This is a genomic window from Sporosarcina saromensis, from assembly GCF_033253735.1.
In the GTDB taxonomy this organism is placed as follows: domain Bacteria; phylum Bacillota; class Bacilli; order Bacillales_A; family Planococcaceae; genus Sporosarcina; species Sporosarcina saromensis.
The window spans coordinates 92,242-114,289 of sequence record NZ_JAUBDI010000012.1; the positions used below are offsets into that span (position 1 = coordinate 92,242).

23 protein-coding genes and 1 other annotated feature are annotated in these 22,048 nt (G+C 44.3%); of the genes, 2 read left to right on the forward strand and 21 right to left on the reverse strand.

Annotated features, from left to right (window positions below; translation table 11 throughout):
• Positions 1 to 18: 18 nt before the first annotated feature.
• From QT711_RS12865 to QT711_RS12965, 21 genes are all read right to left on the reverse strand, one after another.
• On the reverse strand, positions 19 to 558 hold the full coding sequence (locus QT711_RS12865) for a F0F1 ATP synthase subunit delta (RefSeq protein WP_317944856.1): 540 nt from the start codon (positions 556 to 558) through the stop codon (positions 19 to 21).
• A complete protein-coding gene (gene atpF, locus QT711_RS12870) occupies positions 555 to 1,088 on the reverse strand; it encodes a F0F1 ATP synthase subunit B (RefSeq protein WP_317944894.1) in 534 nt (177 codons plus the stop codon). Before atpF ends, QT711_RS12865 begins: the two co-directional genes overlap by 4 nt.
• A gap of 190 nt (positions 1,089 to 1,278) precedes the next feature.
• Positions 1,279 to 1,491, reverse strand: a complete 213-nt coding sequence (gene atpE / locus QT711_RS12875) for a F0F1 ATP synthase subunit C (RefSeq protein WP_060209511.1) — start codon at positions 1,489 to 1,491, stop codon at positions 1,279 to 1,281.
• Between the two features lie 71 nt (positions 1,492 to 1,562).
• The gene (gene atpB / locus QT711_RS12880; protein ID WP_317944858.1) at positions 1,563 to 2,273 is read right to left on the reverse strand and encodes a F0F1 ATP synthase subunit A; all 711 of its coding nucleotides are present in this window, start codon (positions 2,271 to 2,273) and stop codon (positions 1,563 to 1,565) included.
• Positions 2,274 to 2,305: 32 nt separating this feature from the next.
• The gene (locus tag QT711_RS12885) at positions 2,306 to 2,680 is read right to left on the reverse strand and encodes an ATP synthase subunit I (RefSeq protein ID WP_317944860.1); all 375 of its coding nucleotides are present in this window, start codon (positions 2,678 to 2,680) and stop codon (positions 2,306 to 2,308) included.
• Between the two features lie 573 nt (positions 2,681 to 3,253).
• Entirely contained in the window at positions 3,254 to 4,351 is a 1,098-nt protein-coding gene (gene wecB, locus QT711_RS12890; RefSeq protein WP_398296091.1) for a non-hydrolyzing UDP-N-acetylglucosamine 2-epimerase, read from the reverse strand.
• Between the two features lie 57 nt (positions 4,352 to 4,408).
• Positions 4,409 to 5,038 carry a uracil phosphoribosyltransferase gene (gene upp, locus QT711_RS12895; RefSeq protein WP_317944862.1) on the reverse strand — a complete coding sequence of 210 codons (630 nt, stop codon included), beginning with the start codon at positions 5,036 to 5,038 and terminating at the stop codon, positions 4,409 to 4,411.
• Positions 5,039 to 6,016: 978 nt separating this feature from the next.
• Positions 6,017 to 7,270 carry a serine hydroxymethyltransferase gene (glyA, locus tag QT711_RS12900; RefSeq protein ID WP_317944864.1) on the reverse strand — a complete coding sequence of 418 codons (1,254 nt, stop codon included), beginning with the start codon at positions 7,268 to 7,270 and terminating at the stop codon, positions 6,017 to 6,019.
• A 129-nt stretch (positions 7,271 to 7,399) separates the two neighbouring features.
• Positions 7,400 to 7,960 (reverse strand): TIGR01440 family protein, encoded by a 561-nt coding sequence (locus QT711_RS12905; protein ID WP_317944866.1) that lies wholly within the window; start codon positions 7,958 to 7,960, stop codon positions 7,400 to 7,402.
• Positions 7,961 to 7,968: 8 nt separating this feature from the next.
• The gene (rpiB, locus tag QT711_RS12910; RefSeq protein ID WP_317944868.1) at positions 7,969 to 8,415 is read right to left on the reverse strand and encodes a ribose 5-phosphate isomerase B; all 447 of its coding nucleotides are present in this window, start codon (positions 8,413 to 8,415) and stop codon (positions 7,969 to 7,971) included.
• 942 nt (positions 8,416 to 9,357) lie between these two features.
• Complete coding sequence (locus QT711_RS12915) at positions 9,358 to 10,644, reverse strand: methyl-accepting chemotaxis protein (protein ID WP_317944870.1); 1,287 nt, start codon at positions 10,642 to 10,644, stop codon at positions 9,358 to 9,360.
• Positions 10,641 to 11,087, reverse strand: a complete 447-nt coding sequence (locus QT711_RS12920; protein ID WP_317944872.1) for a low molecular weight protein arginine phosphatase — start codon at positions 11,085 to 11,087, stop codon at positions 10,641 to 10,643. Before QT711_RS12920 ends, QT711_RS12915 begins: the two co-directional genes overlap by 4 nt.
• Before the next feature lie 57 nt (positions 11,088 to 11,144).
• Positions 11,145 to 11,651 (reverse strand): manganese efflux pump, encoded by a 507-nt coding sequence (locus QT711_RS12925; RefSeq protein WP_317944873.1) that lies wholly within the window; start codon positions 11,649 to 11,651, stop codon positions 11,145 to 11,147.
• 82 nt (positions 11,652 to 11,733) lie between these two features.
• Positions 11,734 to 12,756, reverse strand: a complete 1,023-nt coding sequence (locus tag QT711_RS12930) for an L-threonylcarbamoyladenylate synthase (protein WP_317944875.1) — start codon at positions 12,754 to 12,756, stop codon at positions 11,734 to 11,736.
• A 60-nt stretch (positions 12,757 to 12,816) separates the two neighbouring features.
• Positions 12,817 to 13,404, reverse strand: a complete 588-nt coding sequence (locus tag QT711_RS12935) for a stage II sporulation protein R (RefSeq protein WP_317944876.1) — start codon at positions 13,402 to 13,404, stop codon at positions 12,817 to 12,819.
• Between the two features lie 43 nt (positions 13,405 to 13,447).
• Positions 13,448 to 14,296, reverse strand: coding sequence for a peptide chain release factor N(5)-glutamine methyltransferase (gene prmC, locus QT711_RS12940; RefSeq protein ID WP_317944877.1), 849 nt, complete (start codon positions 14,294 to 14,296; stop codon positions 13,448 to 13,450).
• Entirely contained in the window at positions 14,289 to 15,365 is a 1,077-nt protein-coding gene (gene prfA, locus QT711_RS12945; RefSeq protein WP_317944879.1) for a peptide chain release factor 1, read from the reverse strand. Before prfA ends, prmC begins: the two co-directional genes overlap by 8 nt.
• Positions 15,366 to 15,561: 196 nt before the next feature.
• Positions 15,562 to 16,527: a VanW family protein gene (locus tag QT711_RS12950; protein WP_317944881.1), complete on the reverse strand. Its 966-nt coding sequence runs from the start codon at positions 16,525 to 16,527 to the stop codon at positions 15,562 to 15,564.
• Between the two features lie 122 nt (positions 16,528 to 16,649).
• On the reverse strand, positions 16,650 to 17,252 hold the full coding sequence (locus QT711_RS12955; protein WP_317944896.1) for a thymidine kinase: 603 nt from the start codon (positions 17,250 to 17,252) through the stop codon (positions 16,650 to 16,652).
• 180 nt (positions 17,253 to 17,432) lie between these two features.
• Positions 17,433 to 17,810 (reverse strand): nuclear transport factor 2 family protein, encoded by a 378-nt coding sequence (locus QT711_RS12960; protein ID WP_317944883.1) that lies wholly within the window; start codon positions 17,808 to 17,810, stop codon positions 17,433 to 17,435.
• A 16-nt stretch (positions 17,811 to 17,826) separates the two neighbouring features.
• Positions 17,827 to 19,086: an MFS transporter gene (locus tag QT711_RS12965; protein WP_317944885.1), complete on the reverse strand. Its 1,260-nt coding sequence runs from the start codon at positions 19,084 to 19,086 to the stop codon at positions 17,827 to 17,829.
• 56 nt (positions 19,087 to 19,142) lie between these two features.
• Positions 19,143 to 19,398: a binding site (T-box leader), on the reverse strand.
• A 581-nt stretch (positions 19,399 to 19,979) separates the two neighbouring features.
• Between QT711_RS12965 and QT711_RS12970 the strand changes: the two genes are divergently transcribed.
• Both QT711_RS12970 and QT711_RS12975 read left to right on the forward strand, forming a co-directional pair.
• Positions 19,980 to 20,966 carry a phosphotransferase enzyme family protein gene (locus QT711_RS12970; RefSeq protein ID WP_317944887.1) on the forward strand — a complete coding sequence of 329 codons (987 nt, stop codon included), beginning with the start codon at positions 19,980 to 19,982 and terminating at the stop codon, positions 20,964 to 20,966.
• A gap of 175 nt (positions 20,967 to 21,141) precedes the next feature.
• Positions 21,142 to 21,690 carry a histidine phosphatase family protein gene (locus QT711_RS12975; RefSeq protein ID WP_317944889.1) on the forward strand — a complete coding sequence of 183 codons (549 nt, stop codon included), beginning with the start codon at positions 21,142 to 21,144 and terminating at the stop codon, positions 21,688 to 21,690.
• The last annotated feature ends 358 nt before the right edge of the window (positions 21,691 to 22,048 follow it).

Consider the following 22,048-nt stretch of genomic DNA (forward strand, 5'->3'; position numbering starts at 1 on the left):
TCACCCCTCAATTTCAAATTAAGATCCGATCAATTTACGTTGGAGCTTATCGAGCTTCGCGCTCAAGCTGCTGTCGTAAATCTGATTGCCGATTTGAAGGCGGATGCCTCCGATCAAGCTTGGATCGATGATATTTTCAATGCGTAATGTTTGTTTGCCAACTTTATGTGCGAATGAAGCAGAAATCGAGTTCGACTCGTTTTCCGTCAATGGACGTGTCGAGTATACTTTCGCTTCTGCAACGCCTGCAGCACCGTTCGCGAGTTCATGGAATTCAGTAATAACATTTTGGATTTCATCAAGACGTTTCGCATCCAATAAAACGAACAATGTGTTCATGATGATCGGATTTACGCCTTTAAAGATGTTTGCCATAATGTCTTTCTTTTTTGCTACGGACAACTTTGGAGAACTAAGAAGTACACCTAGTTGTTTATTGTCACGGAACGCTTTTTTCAATTCGATCAGTTCTGATTGAATTGAAGCAGTTTGTCCTTGTTGTTGTGACAAGTTGAATAATGCGGTTGCATAGCGCTTAGCTACTACCGATTGGCTCATCGGCTTTCGCCTGCCTTCACAATCGTTTCTTCAATCAATGCACGGTTGTCTTCCTCAGAGATTTCTTTACCAAGAACTTTGGAAGCCGCCATAATTGATAGTGAGACGAATTCTTCACGGACAGCTGCAACAGCTTTTTCTTTCTCTGTCGCGATTTCAAGTGTAGCCGCTTCTTTCATACGGTTCACTTCTGCACGCGCTGCTGAAATCAGCTCTTCACGTTGTGTTTCACCTTGCTTACGTGCATTGTCAACAATCGACTGTGCGTTATCACGCGCTTCTTTCAAAAGGGCACGTTGCTCTTCCAAAAGTTTGTGTGTTTCGAGACGGCTTTGTTCAGCTGCTTCGATTTCATTCGCGATCAATTGTGCACGTTGATCCATAATGCCCATAAGTGGACCCCATGCAAACTTCTTCAGAAGAAGCATTAGGATGGTGAAGAATGTTACTGTGACGATGATGTCACCTAAGTTCAAACCTTCTGGGTCGTTTAATCCTGCTAAAAATCCTGCGTCAGCGCTTGCCGACAAAAGGATGAAGGTATTTCCAAACACGATTGTTTCACTCCCTTCAAGAGCTCCTGTCAAATTTCGTTAGTGTATAGAAAGAACGTTATTCTTAATTTTCAACGTTAAACTTGCATTTCAAACATCTGTTGTTACATAAATGAATGGCGAAGGACAAACGTTGCGTTCTTCGCCATCTATAGTTGTGTGTAAATTATTTGTTCATTACGATGAACGCGATAACTGTCGCGATGATCGGAAGGGCCTCAACTAACGCTACCCCGATGAACATTGTCGTTTGAAGCATACCGCGTGCTTCTGGTTGACGAGCGATACCTTCTACTGTTTTCGATACGATCAAACCGTTACCAATACCTGCTCCAAGTGCACCAAGACCAACTGCAAGTGCTGCTGCTAATAAACCCATTGTGTAATATCCTCCTAAAAATTCATGTTTTTTTGTGTTGTTTATGAACCCTCTAAAGGGGCAATATATGTTTAATGGTCTGTATCGACTTTATGAGCCATATAAACCATCGTTAACATAACAAAGATAAATGCTTGGATCGCTCCGATGAAGATGGAGAAACCTTGCCAAGCGAGTGCCGGGATTAATGCTCCAGCGAATCCGAAGATACTGGAAGCCCCTAGTGTCGCAAGAAGACCGATAAGGATCTCCCCTGCGAAGATGTTACCGTAAAGACGAAGACCGAGTGTCAACGTGTTTGCAAATTCCTCAATGACTTTAAGTGGTGCCAAGAAAGGCATCGGTTGTAGGTACGATTTAAAGTACCCTTTCGCACCTAATAGTTTAACGCCATAATAATGTGTCAAAACAACAACCATTCCTGCAAGCGTCATCGTTACAACTGGATCAGCTGTCGGCGATTTCCACCATAGATAATGGTTATAACTAATTGCGAATGGTAAACCGAGCATATTTGCGACAAATACGAACATGATGAGTGTTATCCCAAGTACATGGAAACGACCACCCGTTTTCCAGTCCATATTGTTCTTGATGATCCCTTTGACGAAATCCATGACCCATTCCATGAAATTCTGCATGCCTGTCGGTTTAATTTGTAAATTACGCGTCGCGATGACTGCAATTAGGAAGACGATAAGGCATGTTACGAAAAGCATTAGGACGTTGGATAAGTTAAAGACCAATCCGAGAAATTCCACATTCGGATTTTTATGGTTCACGTTTCGTTCACCTCCCTTTTGCAATCAAAAAATTAGTAATGCTTGACGTGTACTACGATCCTGTCGACTAGCAACAAGACGTATGGAATCATTAACCCGATCACTGTTGCAATCATGTTAAATGTTTCCGGCTTCGTCAACGCAATGGCTGCCGCCGCCACACCGGATCCGAATCGCAATACGGTTCCTCCGATTGACTTCGTTTCTTTTCCTTGCGAGATCGATTGATCAAATCTTTCCATTCTACGGACAATAATCCAAAAATTATACAACCCGAACAAGGAGCCAAGAATTAATCCTGCAAAAATCGGTTTGAAGTCAGTAAAACCCCATCCGATGACGAACAGTGCGAGCAAAAAAAAGAGCGCCTTCTTTTGCCTATTGAAAATTTGTCGCATTGTATGCATGGTGGGTGATTCTCCTGATTCGTATTTTTGCCGATTTTTGTGATCCGCGAAAAGTGTTAGGACAATGAGCAGTGTCAAACGAAAAGGTTCGTTTCCCTAAGTCGGGCTTGTCCAAGACTCCGATAAAGGTCGGAACCTATAATTGTAAGTGAATCGTCGTAGCCGCTGACCACCAGGAAGCGTTGCTATTGTGCACGCTCGTGATGTGACTATTGACGACGTCCAGTGAAAGGATGATAGAATCGCGTCAAATTTGATTGCAATGACGATTTTCATATGTATGAAATCCCTATCATTCTTACCCTTTGTTAGCATACAATAGGGGCATTTTGATGTCAATTGATTCCCGTGAAAAACTTCACAAAGTCGTGTTTTTGTCAAATTATCGACATAATTGGGTGCAACCTGCAAGAATGCGTGTTTCACGGAGTCATATGCTGCAATTTTAATGTGTCCATGGCCTGGATTTCCTTCTATCCTGTGCACATTGTGAAAGGAAAGAAAAACCGTTGAAGTGGAAACACTTTCGAGTTGCACATTCAACGATTTTTCGTGTTGTTCGTTTGCTTTTTATTACAAAGAAGAAAAATATTCTTTCAACGCTTCTACAATTCGTGCAGACGCTTTTCCATCTCCGTAAGGATTGGATGCTTTGGACATCGCACTGTATTCCGCTTCGTCGGAAAGAAGTGTATCCGTCAGTTGGAAGATCATCTCTTCGTCTGTCCCAGCAAGTTTTAACGTGCCGGCTTCAATGCCTTCAGGGCGCTCTGTTGTATCGCGTAACACGATGACCGGCTTCCCGAGTGAAGGTGCTTCTTCTTGAATACCACCAGAATCCGTCAAGATGATGTGCGAGCGGGCAGCGAAGTTATGGAAGTCCACTACTTCAAGCGGCTCGATGAGATGAACGCGGTTGTTATTACCAAGCAGTTCATCTGCAACTTCACGCACCGCAGGGTTCATATGCACAGGATAAATCACTTGTGTATCAGGATGTTTTTCAAGGATGCGATTGATGGCACGGAACATGTTGCGCATCGGCTCCCCTAAGTTTTCACGACGGTGTGCCGTTAGCAAGATGAGGCGATCATCCCCGATTTTATCAAAGATCGGGTGATGGTAATCTTCTTGTACAGTCGTTTGAAGGGCGTCGATTGCCGTGTTCCCTGTAATGTAAATACGGTCTTCCGGTTTCTTTTCATCTAGTAGATTACCGGCAGATTTTTCGGTTGGTGCAAAGTGCAAATCCGCAATGACGCCTGTTAGCTGACGATTCATTTCTTCAGGGTACGGAGAGAATTTATCCCACGTACGAAGTCCTGCTTCAACATGGCCAACAGCGATACGGTTGTAAAATGCTGCAAGGCTACCGATGAATGTTGTTGACGTATCACCGTGGACAAGGACGATATCCGGTTGCGCTTCTTTCATAATTGCGTCCAATCCTTCCAACCCACGAGTGGCAACATCCACGAGTGTTTGACGATCTTTCATGATGTTCAGATCGTAGTCAGGTGTGATGCCGAATGTATGCAAAACTTGGTCGAGCATTTGACGATGTTGTGCCGTCACAGTGACGATTGACTCGATGTCCTCCGTGTGCTTTTGCAACTCCAGTACGAGTGGTGCCATTTTAATCGCTTCCGGTCTTGTACCGAATATCGTCATTACTTTCCATTTCTGTTTCAAACCATTCACGCCTTCCCCCATTATTTTATCGCAATCTTATTTTGTGCCGAATAAACGGTCGCCCGCGTCTCCGAGTCCTGGTACGATATAGCCTTTTTCGTTCAGCTTTTCGTCCATCGCCGCGATATACACATCGATTTCCGGATGTGCATCAGTAAATACTTTAACGCCTTCAGGAGCAGCAATTAAACACATGAAACGGATGTTTTTTGCTCCGCGTTTTTTTAGTGAATTAACCGCCTCTACAGCCGTCCCACCTGTTGCTAACATCGGATCGACGACGATGAATTCGCGTTCCGCCACGTCAGATGGTAGCTTTACGAAATACTCGTGTGGCTGTAATGTTTCCGGATCACGGAACAAGCCGACATGTCCAACCTTCGCAGCTGGAATTAATTTCAAGATGCCATCAACCATCCCAATACCCGCACGGAGAATCGGTACAATCCCTAATTTCTTCCCTGCCAATACTTTCGATTTCGACATGCATACAGGCGTTTCTACATCGACTTCCTCTAAAGGAAGGTCGCGTGTAATTTCATACGCCATGAGTGTCGCCACTTCGTCAACGAGTTCACGAAACTCTTTCGTGCCGGTGTTAACGTCCCGGATGTGTGTCAATTTATGCTGGATGAGCGGATGATCGAATACGTGTACTTTTGCCATTGCTTATCGCTCCTTTTCGGAATGTCTCGTACATTATAACAGATAGTTACCAATACACACACCATCAACCGTAGTTTGTGTCAGATGTTGTTGAATGATGAATTATTTGAGGATTTTTTGTATTGATGATTTTTTTGAAGAGGGAATTTTGGAGAGAGAGCGCGAGTATGTTTTGAGCGGATTGCTTCGGTTTGGACGCAAAATGGACTGATAGACTGGCTAGCGTGCGTATTTTGTGTGTTTAATGACGCGGAAGATGCTGTTTTTCTGGGTTGCGTGTCATTAAGGACTGTTTTATGACGCGAGACGTCTTGTTTTTCCGGTTTGCGTGTCATTAAAGACTGGTTTATGACGCGGGATGTCTTGTTTTTCTGGCTTGCGTGTCATTAAAGACTGGTTTATGACGCGGGACGGCCTGTTTTTCCGGTTTGCGTGTCATTAAAGACTGGTTTATGACGCGGGACTTCCTGTTTTTCCGGCTTGCGTGTCATTAAAGACTGGTTTATGACGCGGGACGGCCTGTTTTTCCGGTTTGCGTGTCATTAGAGACTGGTTTATGACGCGGGATGTCTTGTTTTTACGGTTTGCGTGTCATTAAAGACTGGTTTATGACGCGGGACGGCCTGTTTTTACGGTTTGCGTGTCATTAAAGACTGGTTTATGACGCGGGACGGCCTGTTTTTACGGTTTGCGTGTCATTAAAGACTGGTTTATGACGCGGGACGTCTTGTTTTTCTGGCTTGCGTGTCATTAAAACTATTTATCGACGCGGCGACTCCTCATTTGCTGGCTGGCGCGTCATTATCGGTATCGAGCAATGATAGTGACCGCGGGCAAAAACACTCTTCTCCCCCACTTTCCCTGTCGCGCAGAATGCTTTTGACAAATTAACGCTTTGCTTCAATGGGCATCACTCGAAAACAAAACTCCCCTATCAAAAGAAAAACCCCGTTCTGCAAGAGAACGAGGCTGGTTTTATTATGCATATAGTGGGAATTTGTCTGTTAGTGCTTTCACGCGTTCTGCTGCTTCTTTTTTCGTCGCTTCGTCTTCGTGGTTTTTCAGAAGCTTCGCGATGATTGCACCGACTTCTTTCATTTCTTCTTCTTTGAAGCCGCGCGTTGTGACAGCAGGTGTTCCGATACGGATACCAGATGTGACGAATGGGCTTTCTGTATCGAAAGGAATCGTGTTTTTGTTTACTGTGATGCCGACTTCGTCAAGTACGTGTTCAGCGATCTTGCCTGTGATGCCAAGTGACTTCAAGTTGACAAGCAATAAATGATTGTCCGTTCCGCCAGATACGATGTCGACACCTTCTGCCATCAAGCTGTCCGCAAGGGCTTTCGCATTTTTCTTCACTTGCTGAATATGCGATTTAAACTCAGGCTTTTGGGCTTCGCCGAATGCAACCGCTTTGGCAGCGATGACGTGCATCAATGGACCACCTTGGATGCCAGGGAAGATCGTTTTATCGATTTTACGACCGAATTCAGCAGCGAATTCTTCATTCACAAGAATCAAACCGCCACGTGGCCCGCGCAACGTTTTATGCGTTGTCGATGTTACGAAATGTGCGTGTGGCACTGGGTTTGGATGCTCGCCCACTGCGACAAGTCCAGCGATGTGCGCCATATCGACCATTAAGTATGCACCGACTTCATCCGCGATTTCACGGAATTTCGCAAAGTCGATTTCGCGTGGGTAGGCACTTGCGCCTGCAACAATCATTTTTGGTTTGTGCTCGAGTGCTTTTTGACGAACGTCTTCGTAGTCGATGCGCTCGTCCGTTTCGCTTACTCCGTATTCCACGAAGTTGTAAAGGATACCAGAGAAGTTCACCGGACTACCATGTGTTAAGTGTCCACCGTGTGAAAGGTTCATTCCAAGCACTGTATCGCCTGGCTCAAGCACTGTGAAATAAACAGCCATGTTTGCTTGTGCACCGGAGTGGGCTTGGACGTTTGCATACGCTGCACCGAAGATTTCTTTTACACGGTCGCGCGCGATGTTTTCTACCACATCGACATGTTCGCATCCACCGTAGTAACGTTTGCCTGGATAGCCTTCTGCATATTTGTTTGTCAAATAGGAGCCTTGTGCTTCCATAACTGCTTCTGTTACGAAGTTTTCAGATGCGATTAACTCGATGTTTGCGTTCTGGCGATTTTTTTCCGCCATGATTGCTTCGAAAACTGCTGCGTCATCACGTTGTACATTGCTTAAATCCATGTTGTCATTTCCCCTTTATCATTTATATATCCGGAATCGGCGCCGTAAGCTTGTCCGGTATTTTGAACGCCCCGCTCTCACGTTCATTTCGCGAAAACGGAGCGGGCGCATCTATTGGAAATCAGTCGTTCATTCTTCAATCGGACGTTTGTAAACTGCGCGTTCTCCACCGATTAGTTTCGGACGGGTTGTCGCAACAGTTACGATGGCGTCACCGATTTTTTTAATGGATGTACGTAGTGGGACAGCGACCGGTTTTAATTGCATTCCGATCAACGTCTGACCGATGTCGATTCCTGCATTGGCACGGATGGATTCGACGACAACTGCGTCTTTTAAATGTTCATATGCGTACGCTGACATAGAGCCCCCTGCCTTTACGACAGGTATGACAGAAACTGGGTCGAGATTGTACGCTTCTGCTGCTTTGCGCTCAATCGTCAATGCCCGGTTGATGTGTTCGCATCCTTGGAATGCCAAGTGGAGGGAATACTTTTTGGCAAATGCTTGCAACGGTTGGAACAAGGCTTCCGCTACTTCAAGTGCGCCGCCGGTACCAATTCGTTTGCCAGCAATTTCAGATGTTGAACAACCGATGACAAAGAACGTTCCAGGAATTAAATCGGTTTGTTCTGCCAATTCTGCAAGCAGTTGTTCGAGTTCGAGCTTATATAAGTTCATTGCATCCATTGTTCATTTCACCTCGATTCGTCTTCGAGCTCCGTTAATTTTGCGATGCGTCTCTCGTGGCGGCCGCCTTCAAAAGAAGTATCCAACCATGCTGTCACGATTTCGCGTGCAAGCCCAGGACCAATTACTCTTTCGCCCATTGCGAGGACGTTCGAATCGTTATGGCCTCTCGTCGCTTTGGCGCTGAATACGTCATGGACAAGTGCGCATCGGATCCCTTTCACTTTATTGGCAGCAATGGACATACCAATTCCTGTGCCACAAATGAGAATCCCTTTGTCAAATTCCCCTTTTGCCACGCCATGTGCGACAGGCACTGCGTAATCCGGGTAGTCGACGGAAGCGTCTGAGTCTGGACCGAAATCCACATAATCTAGACCCAATTCCGATAATAAGTCCATAATTTCACGACGCAAGTTATTGCCGCCATGATCTGAAGAGATTGCGATTTTCATTGCGGTCCCTCTTTTCTTAATTTACTCACAACTAATTCTATCATTGTTCGACATAAAAACACAGCATCTGAATGATTATTTCGTGCTGTGAAATGATTGGCGAATCGCCATGTAGTGCTAATTCCACTGTACACTATCCGGCTTGATGGGTAAATGATTCGATACTTGTATGGAAATGGTAGCTGCTTTTGGAGAGGCTTTGTTTATGCGGGGATTTGTGGCGTTATGTGGCGTTATGCGGCGTTCGGCGGCATTATGCGGTGTTTTAAGGAATTTTGCTGTGTTTGGCAAAGTTATGCGGCGTTCGAGGGATTTATGCCGCTTTTGAGAAAGTATGCGGCGTTTGCTTGTTCCGCGGGGAGCTGGAACTCATCAGCAATCTTGTCGCGCCATATGCACTTGACAAACTAAGGGTTGGTACAAGGCGAAATGCTATTATCTCCTGGGTTATGCTGAGTTAAAGGCTTTTATGCGGCGTTTGGAGGCATTATGCCGTGTTAGAAGGAATTTTGCTGTGTTTGGCAAAGTTATGCGGCTTTAGAGGGATTTATGCCGCGTTTTGAGAAAGTATGCGGTGTTTGCTTGTTCCGCGGGGAGCTGTAACTCCTCAGCAATCTTGTCGCGCCATATGCACTTTACAAACTAAGGGTTGGTACAAGGCGAAATGCTATAATCTCCTGGGTTATGCTGAGTTATAGGCTTTTATGCCGTGTTTGAAGGAATTTTGCTGTGTTTAGCGAAGTTATGCCGCGTTCGAGGGATTTATGCCGCGATTTGAGAAAGTATGCGGCGTTTACCTCATTCCGCAGGAAGCTGTAATTCATCAGCAATCTTGTCGTGCCACATGCACTTTACAAGTCCTCACAACGAACAAAACCGTATAGAGCTACGTTTTTCCTACGTAGATCCATACGGTTTTTCATTTATTCCATATATTTGCAATTACGAACGGTCAAATTGGTTGATCACTTTGTATAAGTCTTCCGATTGGCGTTTGAGTTGGATGGCCATGTCATCGGTTTTTTCGATTGATTTTACTTGTTCATCCGTTGCGGCACGTACTTCTTCAGCGCCGGCTGATGTTTCTTCTGCAATCGCTGCGACTTCTTGTGATTGTCTTGCCGTCGTTTCGATATTTGCTAATTGGTTCTCGACGAGTTCGGTTATTTGGACGACCGATGCCGCCATGCCGTTCACTTTTTCAGACATTGATTGGACACTGCTGCTCGTTGCGTCCGCACGATCTGCTTCGATAGCCGCTGTTTTAACTTGTTGCTCAATTTCTTTCACAACTTTGGAGACGTCTGTTTGAATCGTTTTCACAAGTTCATCGATACTGTGGACCGCTTTCGCACTTTCATCCGCCAGCACACGGACTTCTTCCGCCACGACCGCGAATCCTTTTCCATGTTCACCCGCACGTGCAGCTTCAATCGAAGCATTCAATGCAAGCAAGTTCGTTTGCCCTGCAATGCTGCCGACCAACTGAACAATTTCTCCGATTTTTTGTGCGTTATGATCCAACTCGCGAATCGTTCCGAGTGACTGCTCGCTTTGGTTGGACATGTCACGGATGCCATCGACGAGCGTTTTAAACACATTCGTCGTACGTTCGAGTTCTGCGAGCATTTCTTTTGAGCGGTCGGACGACTCCTCTGCACGGCTGCTCACTTCCGCAGCGAGCATTCTAACATCTTCCATTGCCTCCGCCGTTTCTTGGATTGCCATCGCAGACGCTTCTGCACCTGAAGAAATTTCCATAATCGTCGATGCAACTGCATCCGCTTGTGTGGCAGCAGCGCTCGTTTCAGCGGACAACTGATCGACTGTTTTCGCCGTCTTTTCAAAATTCGTCTCAATTTCTCCAACAATCGTCCGTAAATTAACGACTAGATGTTGGAAAGCTTCTGCAACCGAACGAATTTCATCCGAAGACTTCGGTAATGGGATATCCGCACCAATTTTTCCATCCGCCACTTCAATCGCTGCAGCTTCCAAGTTTTGCAACGGTTTCGTCAAAATTGTTGAGAATAAGGCTGCTAAAATACCCGACCATAAAATTCCTAACGCATATGTAATTAATTCAAACAAAAAGGGTTGTACACCCGGAAAAAACGTCGGGCCAATATAATTAATAAATAACGCACTCGTTGAATACGTGACAATCGCTAAAATGGTCACGAATAAAACAAGTTTCTTCCTCAATCCAAACTTCTTTCCATTTTTCATCCTTCATCCTCCGTCAGCTTCGTCTTCAACTGTCCAATCAAAGTGCTCAATTCGTCAAAAGTCTGTTCATACAGTTCCAGAGAACCGCCATAAGGATCTAGCACATCCCCGCCTTGATCCGGCCACACATACTCCTTCAACGTATACGTCTTCCCTGCCGCAAATGGAAAAGCACGCAAAATCGCATCTTTGTGAGACGTTGTCATCGTCAAAACAAGGTCGGCCCATTCCAAGCTTTCAGCAGTTAACGCGGACGACACAGCGGTATAGGGCATGTCCGACCGTTTAATTACTGTTTCGGCATGCAAAGAAATCGGCAATCCGTCAAGCGCATGGATTCCTGCCGATCGTACCGTGACTCCATCGATTTGTTTGGAGCGCAAAATCGCTTCCGCCATCGGACTTCTACACGTATTTCCTGTACAAATAAAATAAATATTCATTCCATAATCACCTACTTATACCATACCTTATCTCTACGAATAAAGAAACAGATAATTTTAACGAAACCATGACATTATTCCCATGACTAGTAAAATACCGCCACAAGCCCTTCGTAACAGCGCTCCATTGCCAAGTTTCAGTTTTCTACCATAGTAAAGTGCCAAACAGGAGAAGATGAAAGTGAGAAAGCCGGATGCTAAGATGAACAGGATTTTATTCAACTGAAGCATGCCAAAAGAAACACTGACGGAAAATGTATCAAGACTGACCGCCAACGCGATAATACCAGGGTGCAATTGCCTCGTTAACTCCGAATTGGCATTGTCGTCTTGCAGCAACATATGCACACCAATTAACGCCAGTAAAATCCCCGATAACAAATGGCTCCACGTCGAAAAAAGCTCTGCAGACCAATCACCCATGACAAATCCTATAAATGGAAACGCCATATTGAGCAACATCGTCCAAATGGCCAGCATCAATCTCGCTTTTCTTAATCGTAACAACGAATACACAATAATCACATCAATTGTCGTCACACTTGCCGCGATAATTTCTACCAATAAATTGACCTCCCAACTTCCGCATCCCCTCATCTTATGCGGCCCCTTGGGAGGTCATTCGTTCAATATTCAATTGTGTCAATTAAAAACGTTTGCCGTCCGCCGCTTTTAACAATCGGTTCATCACCGCTTCACCGACACCTGTTGAAGCAGTTTCCACAGCTAAAATGATATCTGCTTCTGTCTCATCACATTGCCGAATCGCGTTATACAAATTTGTCGCCATCGCTTGCTGATCGCTTCGTGCACCGACTGAAAAATACCAGTCCGCGCCACTATCGCCGTATTCATCCGGCCCAATGACCGCCACACGCTTGCCGTCTTCATGGATGGAAGAAACGGCACGTTGAATGACTGCTTCATCCGACTCAATTACATAAAGCGGAGATTCCGGCGCGTAATGCATATATTTCATACCTGGCGCGCGTGGTGCTTCTCCTTCAGACGTCTTGCTTTCTGCATGCACGGGTCCGATAACCGCTTCAATCATTTCTCGCGTCAAACCGCCCGGCCGCAAAATCGTCGGCGGCTCAGTCGTCATATCAAGCACGGTCGATTCCACACCGACGCCTGTCCGCCCCCCATCAACAATGAGAGGAATGCGGCCTTTCAAATCATGATACACATGTGCTGCTTCTGTCGGGCTCGGTTTACCGCTACGATTGGCACTTGGCGCGGCAAGAGGCCCGTCTAATGTGCGCAACAATTCAAGCGCAACGGGGTGATCTGGCATACGTAGCCCGACCGTTTGAAAACCAGGTGTCGCATTTTCTGCTATCACACCCGGACGTTTGTGGAAAACGAGCGTCAGCGGACCTGGCCAATACCGTTCCATTAGCGCTTTCGCATGTTCCGGAACATTCAACGCATACTTATCCACATCTTCTTGACGCCCAATATGTACGATCAGTGGGTTGTCCGACGGGCGCCCTTTTGCGTCGTATATACGTTGGACAGCCGTCTCATCCGTCGCCAACGCACCTAGCCCGTAAACCGTTTCTGTCGGAAAAGCAACAACTTCCCCACTTTTTAAAATATCCACAGCCTGTTGATAACTTAGCGAGTTATCCATATGGTTATCCACTGAAACAATTTTTGTTTCCACGAATAAAACCTCCATTTATACACATTTCAATTCACTTATCCACAATTAAAGTGGATAACTTTACGAAAACAACGACTTTATCCACTCCCAAATAAAGAACGTTACCTTTTCCTCTTTTTCTTCATCCGCTTTCTTTTCCGTTTCTTGCTCCGGAAAACAGACATTCGGGAACAATCCACACCACCAATTGTCGCCACGCCCACTGCCGATTGTTAACACGTATGCATCATACGGCGCTTGCGGCGTAATGACGAGGCCAGACCGTTTTGGCGGGAACAATGTTGCTTTTCGTTCAAATTGCACTTCTTGTCCATCCGCCATTTGTTGTGCAATACGATAAATCTCTTCATCTACTTCTTCCAAGTTATCCACAATGTCTGCATTTGACGTTGCCTGACTGACGGCATTGTGTATAAGCGGCGCAATTGCCTGTTGAATCGATTCTTTCAACTGCTGATCTGCTGGTGTATTCGAATGCGCAACAACACGGAATCGGATTTCCTCCGCCTGTTCAGGTTGTGGCTGTATAAAAAGCATCAAAGCGGACTGGATTAGAAATAAGATCAGCATGAATTCAACGACTGCCACCACTTTACCCATCCGCTTTGTACGTGTATGCAAATTACTAATTTCATAGTCTTGTAACATCTCGATCCCCTCCTGACCTCATTGTTACCAGGAGCAGGATCGTTTATTCATCAATCTCGCAAAATATCATTCGATCTTTTCCGTTAATATCTTTGACAATTGAAACACGTGCTGCAGGGAAGGCATTTTCAAAGAGACGTGCAACTGCAGGACCTTGCTGATAGCCAATCTCAAGACCGATGACTGAAGGAACATTCATGAGTGGCGGCAAGTTTTCCGCCAGCTTCTTATAAAAGAAAAGCCCATCGTCCTCTGCGAACAATGCGCCGTGCGGCTCAAAATCGAGAACCGTCCGCGACATGTCCACGGACTCCTCAACAGCAATATAAGGAGGATTCGATAAGACGATATCCCATTTTTCCATCGCAATCGGATTCGTTAAGTCCCCTTGCCGGAAGTCGATCGATACGCCGTTGTGACTTGCATTACGCTTCGCCACTTCAAGCGCCGCCTCACTAATATCGACCGCCGTTACCATTGCGTTCGGTCGTTCTTTTTTGTAGGCAATCGCGATTGCGCCACTCCCGGTACCGATATCTGCCACGCGTGCATCTTCAGGCAAGTGCTTGCTTCGTTCAAGCGCGCCGAAAACAAGCTCCTCCGTTTCAGGACGCGGGATGAGGACATGCTCATTCACTTCGAAGGACAGTCCGTAAAACATTTCTGTCCCGATAATATGTTGCACAGGTTTTCCTGTTAACAGTTGTTCGGTTTTATTCCAAAAGTCGGTTTGCTGTTCAGGCGTGAGCGGTTCACGTAAATCAGCAAGCAACGAAGCCCCTGATTTGTTTGTAACATGTTCCATCAGGAGCTGCGCAGCGTTTTCATCGAGATTGTTTGACGCTAGACGCGTCTTCGCTCGTTGGAGCGCTTCATAAATTCTTTCAGTCATGCTGATCCAAACTTTCCAGTCGTCTCGCTTGGTCTTCCATAATGAGTGCATCGATCACTTCATCCATTTTCCCTTCGATGATTTGATCGAGTTTTTGAATCGTCAAACCGATACGGTGGTCGGTTACGCGGTTTTGCGGGAAGTTGTACGTGCGGATCCGTTCAGAACGGTCCCCTGTTCCGACTGCGGATTTCCGTTTTTCATCATACTCCGCTTGCGCTTCTTGCATGAACTTGTCGTAGATGCGGGCACGTAGAACCTTCATTGCCTTTTCCTTGTTTTTGATTTGCGATTTTTCATCTTGACACGAGACGGTGATGCCCGTTGGTAAGTGCGTCAAACGGACAGCTGACATCGTCGTGTTAACGGATTGCCCACCCGGACCTGAAGATGCAAACGTATCTGTCCGGATATCTTTTTCATGAATATCAATTTCGACTTCCTCGGCTTCCGGTAGCACGGCGACAGTGGCAGTGGACGTATGAATGCGCCCGCCCGATTCCGTTTCAGGTACACGTTGCACACGATGCGCACCGTTTTCATACTTCAATTTCGAATACGCACCGTTCCCGTTAATCATGAAAATGATTTCCTTGAAGCCACCAAGCTCCGTCGGCGACGAATCCATCACTTCCACCCGCCAGTTGTTCGTTTCTGCAAATCGGCTATACATCCGGTACAAGTTCCCAGCAAACAGCGCCGCCTCGTCCCCACCAGCAGCCCCACGAATCTCCATAATAACGTTTTTGTCATCATTCGGATCCTTCGGCACAAGCAGCATCTTTAACCTGATTTCAAGTGCTTCAATCTGCTCATCCAACTCACTAATTTCCATCTTCACGAGCTCTCTCATCTCATCATCCAACGATTCCTCAAGCATCTCTTTCGCACTTTTGAACTGCGACGTAAGCTCTTTATATTCACGATACGCATCAACCGTATCCTGCAAATCGGACTGCTCCTTCGAATACGTCCGCAACTTCGTCATATCACTCACAATTTCCGGATCACTCAACAATTCATTCAACCGATCATAACGATCCTCAACGGCTTGCAGCCTATCAAACATACACGCACACCTCAAATTTCTCAGTCATATAGTAAGTTTATTGTACGGCAATAAGCCCCCAAAATACAGTAATTTCTCCCCATTTTTACGGGGACAGTCCCCCACACAAATGCCAATCTTCCGAATTAAACCGGGGACAGGCACCGGAACAATTGGGAATGTTGCGAATTGCGCCGGGGACAGGCACCGAAACAATTCACAACGCACGACTATGTTTTTGCGAAGTCCTGAATTCGATGGTGAGGGAGTTTTTGTTGTAGATTGTTTTGATGAGGAACGGAACTTCAGAAGTATTTTGGAATCTGAAATCCAGCCCGCCGTAAGATACGGTGGCGTCTCTTCCTTTAGGAACGTAGCCGATATCGAGGGAGTGGTGGTGTCTTTCGACATAGTTCACGGGTAGTTGATCCACTGCATTGAACAACGTTGAGGATGTTTGGCAGACGCCTCCTCCGATGCCCATGACAAGTTCTTTGTTTACGATTTCCGGAGCGGGTTGGTAGCCGCTAGCTTCATCTCGCGGACCGACGACGGTATTGAAGGAAAAGTAGTCACCGCTTCCAATAATGACATTGTTGATTGCCAAAGCGGACAGTTCGATATTTTTATTCCGGCCGGTTTCAGCTGGATTGAAATACGTTGTGTAGGTTGCGACGACGACTTCGTCTAAATAAGGGACATCTTCGGGATCATAGTCACTTTCAATGATATCAATCGGAAGTTCAACCTTTCCACCTTCCACAGAAGCCGCTAAAATCCGTTCCACCAATACGCGTTCCCGCAGCAAGATTAACGGACTCCCTTTCACGATGTTGCCTTTGTCATCCAACCGATCCAAAACCATTCTTCGGTCGTATCCTTCCAAATCTTCCGTCCCTCTTGCCAAATTTCTCGCCAACTTTTCGATGGTCTGTTGATAGCTCACTCGATCTGTTTCAAATTCTAATTCAGTTGGCTTAATTGTGTGGATAACTTCCGAAGTTGACGGATCGACAAGTTCAACAATTACGGGTTCCTGTTCAATTTCTTGCTGTGGTTTCCCTGTTTCCTCTTGCTTCTCCTCAACAACCGGCGCTTCCACTTGTTCAACAGCCGTTTCTTCCTCACAACCCATAAGTACAATGGCGAGACTGAGGGAAAAGATGCATTTCCATTTGTTCATACGTTCTCCTACTTTCAATATGCTCCTAATGCCCTTCATAGTATTCAGCCAAAGCCCTTTTGTGTGCATTTCATTCCACAAAAAAAGACAATATGGAGGTTGTCCATATTGCCCACATTCTCTTATTTCGCTGCAACGTTCGCTGTTACGCCATTTGGTACTTCGTGATGCAAGCGACATCTTGCTTCATACGCTTCCGATGCGCCAACGAGGATGATCGGATCATCATAGCCTGCCGGTTTTCCGTTAATGAGTCGTTGCGTACGGCTTGCAGGTGATCCACAAACTGTGCATACCGCTTGAAGTTTTGTAACGTTTTCCGCAACTGCCATCAATTGCGGCATCGGACCGAATGGCTCGCCACGGAAATCTTGGTCAAGTCCCGCAATAATGACACGAAAACCACGATCCGCAAATTCCATCACAACATCTACAATGCCTTCGTCAAAAAATTGCGCTTCGTCAATTGCGATAATATCGTAGTCTTCTGTAATGAACTGCTCAATTTGCGTCGATTCTGCGACCGGCGTTGCAATGACTGTCGTTCCATTATGGCTGACGACCGCTTCCTCACTATATCGATCATCGATTTCAGGTTTGAACACGGCAATTTTCTGTTTTGCGAATTGCGCACGTCGCACCCTTCGAATCAATTCCTCAGATTTCCCCGAAAACATACTTCCACAAATCACTTCAATCCATCCGCCTTGCATTGATACGTACATGTTGGTTCCCCTTTCACTTCTACCTTTATATGGACTTCCATCTATCGTCATAGGAATGTCTATCATACACCAAATCGAAGTGAAAAGGACGTCTTTTATTTCTTGTAAAAATATGTTATGCGTCAATACAGGACTTGTCATTCAAGCAACTAAAACTACTCTCTTTGTTAATAAAAAACTTTACCTTTCTAACTCGATATATTCCCTTAACAATTTCCACACACCATTCTCTTTTCTCCAAATGAACATACACTGAGCGCAATATGGTTCATTATTTATCAAATTGGTCTCTCTTCCTACAACAATCATTTCATCTCCATTTTTTCGTTCAGTTACGCAAAGTATTTCAAAACTTTTCTCTGCTTTCCCATACTGTCTTAATACATCGTCTAGGTCATAGTTGTAGCCGTACTCATCCGGTTTATTTAAATTAGCGTGCGCCCAATACCCAACAAATTCAGGAGACATGTAATGCCTAATCCCCTCTCCGTTTTTGCTGATAAATCCTTCATTCCAAGCAGCGAAATATTCATCCAATACCTTTTGTATATTCTCCATTTGACTCCCACCCCATCTATTTTTCTACTCGTTCGTAAACACGCTCTCCACTTGCTAAATAATAATGTACTTTCGCTGGAAGTACATTACAAACAAATAACACACAAGCGACAACTCCCATACATAATGCCCCTAAAACAACAACAAATCGAATGGACATCAACTCCGTCGCAAGTCCAAATATTACGGTTGCTACGATAATGAGAAATGCTTCCACTAGCCCATAAATACTTCCGATCCGCCCCATTATCTTTACCGGAATGTTATTTTGGTAAAACGTATAAAATCCCGTATTGGCAAACGCCGTCGCAAATGATAGGACGAAACAACCAATTGCAGCAAGGACAAATCCGTTCGATAGTGTAAATACGATATACCCTGTAGCCGTTACAATAGAACCCATTCCTATCAACCAAGAATTTGAAAATCTTTCTACAACGGCTGTATTCAGCAATGAGCCTACAACTACTCCTGCACCTGCAATACTTACTAACACGCCGTATTCCCCTTCCGTCAGCAACAGGATTTGTGTAGCGAATGCAGCTTCTAAAGAGTCCGTTGCTGTCATTAGAACAATTGTGAGACTGAACAAGAAATAGATAAGCATAATGTAGGCGTTGGCTTTACTGAACTTTACAACGAGTTGCCAGTCGGTTTTCAAAACTGGTGCAAATCGTGTTTTTGCAAGTTTAGTAGGTTCTTCACGTATGTCGACAGTCGGCATGGCGAATGTAATGATTGCTGACATCAACAGCGCTAAAGCATTACAATAAATTGCAAGATTGGGTGTTCCAATTGTAAACAGCATACCTGCAATTGCTGGGCCCGTCAAAAATGCGCCAGAATCCAGTAAACTTCGCAGTGCGTTGAACCTTTTTCTTTGGTCAATCGGTAATAGTTTCGTCAAGTATGCCATGGATGTCGGTTGATACATGGAACTACCAATTGTAATTATAAATACGAGTAAATAAATGATTGGTATCGACGGGAATAGTGGAAGTACCGCGATGAATAAAGCTTGCATGAAATTCAGTATCATCATCAAGTATTTTTTGTTTACTCGATCAATAAGACTGCCCGCCCAGCTATTCGTGAATACCGTGGAGACTGCACGAATGATATAGAGTCCTGAAACAGCGAGTGCTGATTTTGTCAGGTCCAAGACAATTAGATTGAGTGCGATGAAATAGATCCAACTGCCAACACTTGAAACTCCTATGCTGCACAAAAAGATGGCAGGATACCGCCATGATGTTGGTACGAATGCTCCCCTCATTTCCACAACCCCTCTCATTATTGGCCAATAAAAAAATCCCACCTCCAAGAATTGATCTTGGAGGCGAGATTAACCAATCGCGGTGCCACCCCAGTTTATTAATATGTCACCATATTAACCTTATCAGGTACGTTTACATAAATACCCTAGCTCTATAACAGGAGCTCCTGTCACGCCATCCCCTTACCCTTACACACGGTTTCGGCATGCTGCTCAGAGGCTTGTTTCAATAACGTTTCCTTACTCCTTTTCAGCTAACGGAGCTCTCTGTAAAGAAAAACGATTATCTACTCTTCTCTTCAATGCATGTAGTTTTAGGAATAGTACCACTTTTGATTGTTTATGTAAAGATTGATTAGATGAAAGAAAGTCCGTTCGGTACAGCGTTGTAGGGAGGCAGAAGCTTTTTTAGCACGAACAATTTGGAATCTCTAGTAAGCAGCACTTCGTTCAATCCCCTTAAGGTTAGACAGTTGATATATAAAGAATCAGAACCATTTATAATCTCAGAAAACACTATCATATTGTATTGATTTCTACTTCTTTCAATGATATGCTTTATAAACTAACAACGAAAGGAGTGAGATGTAGCAATGAATAGTTTAATGATGAAGATAACCTTGGGAATACTATGTTTTGCCTCTCACTCATGCGAAGTAACTCGTTAATTTTTAGAAGTGATATAAATAATTGCATGTTGATAGAGCAATAATGCTTTTCGTATAGAACGGTTTAAGTAACCACAGGGTTGAGTTATCTTCCTTGTGGTTTTTATTTTTTCACAATCACTCCATACGAATAGGTAAATATAGTTCCCTGTTATTCTTCTCAAAAGGTTTCCAGCACTTACGTGTCAAAAATGAGGACAAAAAGAAAATAGGGAGTTGGCAGTTATGTTGAAACTAAAAAATTTATTCAACAATGTGGATTTAGCGGAAATGATCGTTAAAAATTGGGCGTACGATGAACCTTCACTGGAGATGTTTTCGTTTTATCGAATATCTTCAAATGCGATTTATCCATTTCGTTCTGAGGGGAAAATCCAGCTATTGCGTTTTTCACCAAAAGCGGAGAAGAATCGTGAAAATCTCTTGGCAGAACTTGATTTTATTGCGTACTTACACGACAAAGATTACGGTGTTTTAGAAGCCGTCGTTTCAAAAAATGGGGAGAAATTAGTTGAAATTCAAACACCTTGGGGCGACTATTTCGCTTCTGTATTCAAACGGGTACCGGGTATACAAATCGGTGAGACAGATGTAAGTGATCACATCGTGTTTCATCATGGGAAAACATTAGGAAAGCTTCACCAGTTATCCAGCGCGTTTGAACCTAGTACACATCAACGTTGGTCGTATAATGATGTATTTGATTGGATACAGTCGATCCTTGTTAAATTTCCAAATGAAAAAGCAGCATTCCATGAAACGCAAAAACTTCAAGCTTATTTCAACACACTACCCAAGACATCAAGTAATTACGGGTTAATTCATTATGATTTTGAGTACGATAATGTTTTTTATGATGAACTGACTGATTCCTGTTATGCTATTGATTTTGATGATTCGATGTATCACTGGTATGTGATGGATATTGTACAAGCACTGGATAGTTTAGAAGATTGTGTTCCCCCTGAGCTCGTTCAGCAGAAAAGACAATGCTTCTTAGAAGGCTACCAGACCGAATTCGACATCTCGAATGACGATATGACTGCATTATGGACTGCATGTAATCGCTTTGCTAATTTGTACAGTTATGCTCGTTTGCTGCGTGCATCTGAAGAAGAATGGAAAAATGAGCCTCGTTGGTTAGTTGATTTGAGACAGAAACTAACCAATGCTATGAAAAGTACATCGATGAATTTCGGGAAGGAGCTTTAAAGTCCATACGCAAGCCATCTACTGTAGATAGAACTTGCTAAAACTAAAGATGTAGATTCCAGTAAATGAGAGAGCATCTTCTCCTGGTCTCAAAGGAGATGACCTATAATAAACTATGGGAATCAGAATTTCCCAGAGACATTGATTAAGCTTTCATATTGAGAGGAGCTATCCTATGATTTATGTAATTAGGCACGGTCAAACTGACTTAAATATAGAGCGTAAAATGCAAGGGAGAATGGGCTTACCATTAAATGAATACGGCTTAGAACAAGCACATGGATTAAGAAATGAGCTCAAAGATATACATTTCGATGTTGTATTTTCCTCCCCGCAAGAAAGAGCTATCCAAACAGCCGAAATAGTTACCGGACTTAAAGCTATCATAGATGAAAGGCTCGATGTCTATGATTTGGGAGAAGCCGATAGAGTACCTATCAACGAAGTGAAGATGTCAGGCCCGTTACCTGATACAAATGTATATAAAGGTGTTGAAGATCCCAATTGTTTTGTTAAAAGGATATTTGGTTTCATGAAAGAACTTGAAAATAAGTATAGTAAAAGAGAGCTTAACATCTTAATTTCAGGACATCGATGTACAACAGGCTGCATGGGTGCATTTTTCGAAGGAATACCTACTGATGGTAACATTTTGAGATTCTCATCAGACACTGGATATTATAGGACTTATACTTTTAAATCCAGGGAACTCAACTCTAAGTAGAACACTATTATTTAACATTTTTCCAGAAAAATACTTACGGTAAAGGACTTGTTCAGCTGACTGAGCCAGTCTACTAGCTTCGAGCTACCGTGGACTTGTTTATACGTTGAGAGCTGGGAAGATAAGTGGCATTCGTTGATGTTCCCGGAGTTATGCGGTGTTCCAGCCAGTTATGCGGCGTTTGACGAAGTTTTGCTGTGTTCTAACCAGTTATGCGGCGTTTGACGAAGTTTTGGGTGACGTACAATAGTCTGTGTAAACACAAAAAAGATAGGGCATCCTCAAGGTTAATCACTACAAAAACCAAGGAGGATGCACTATCTATGTCTAGTATAATCGATAATCTCTTTTCTAATCA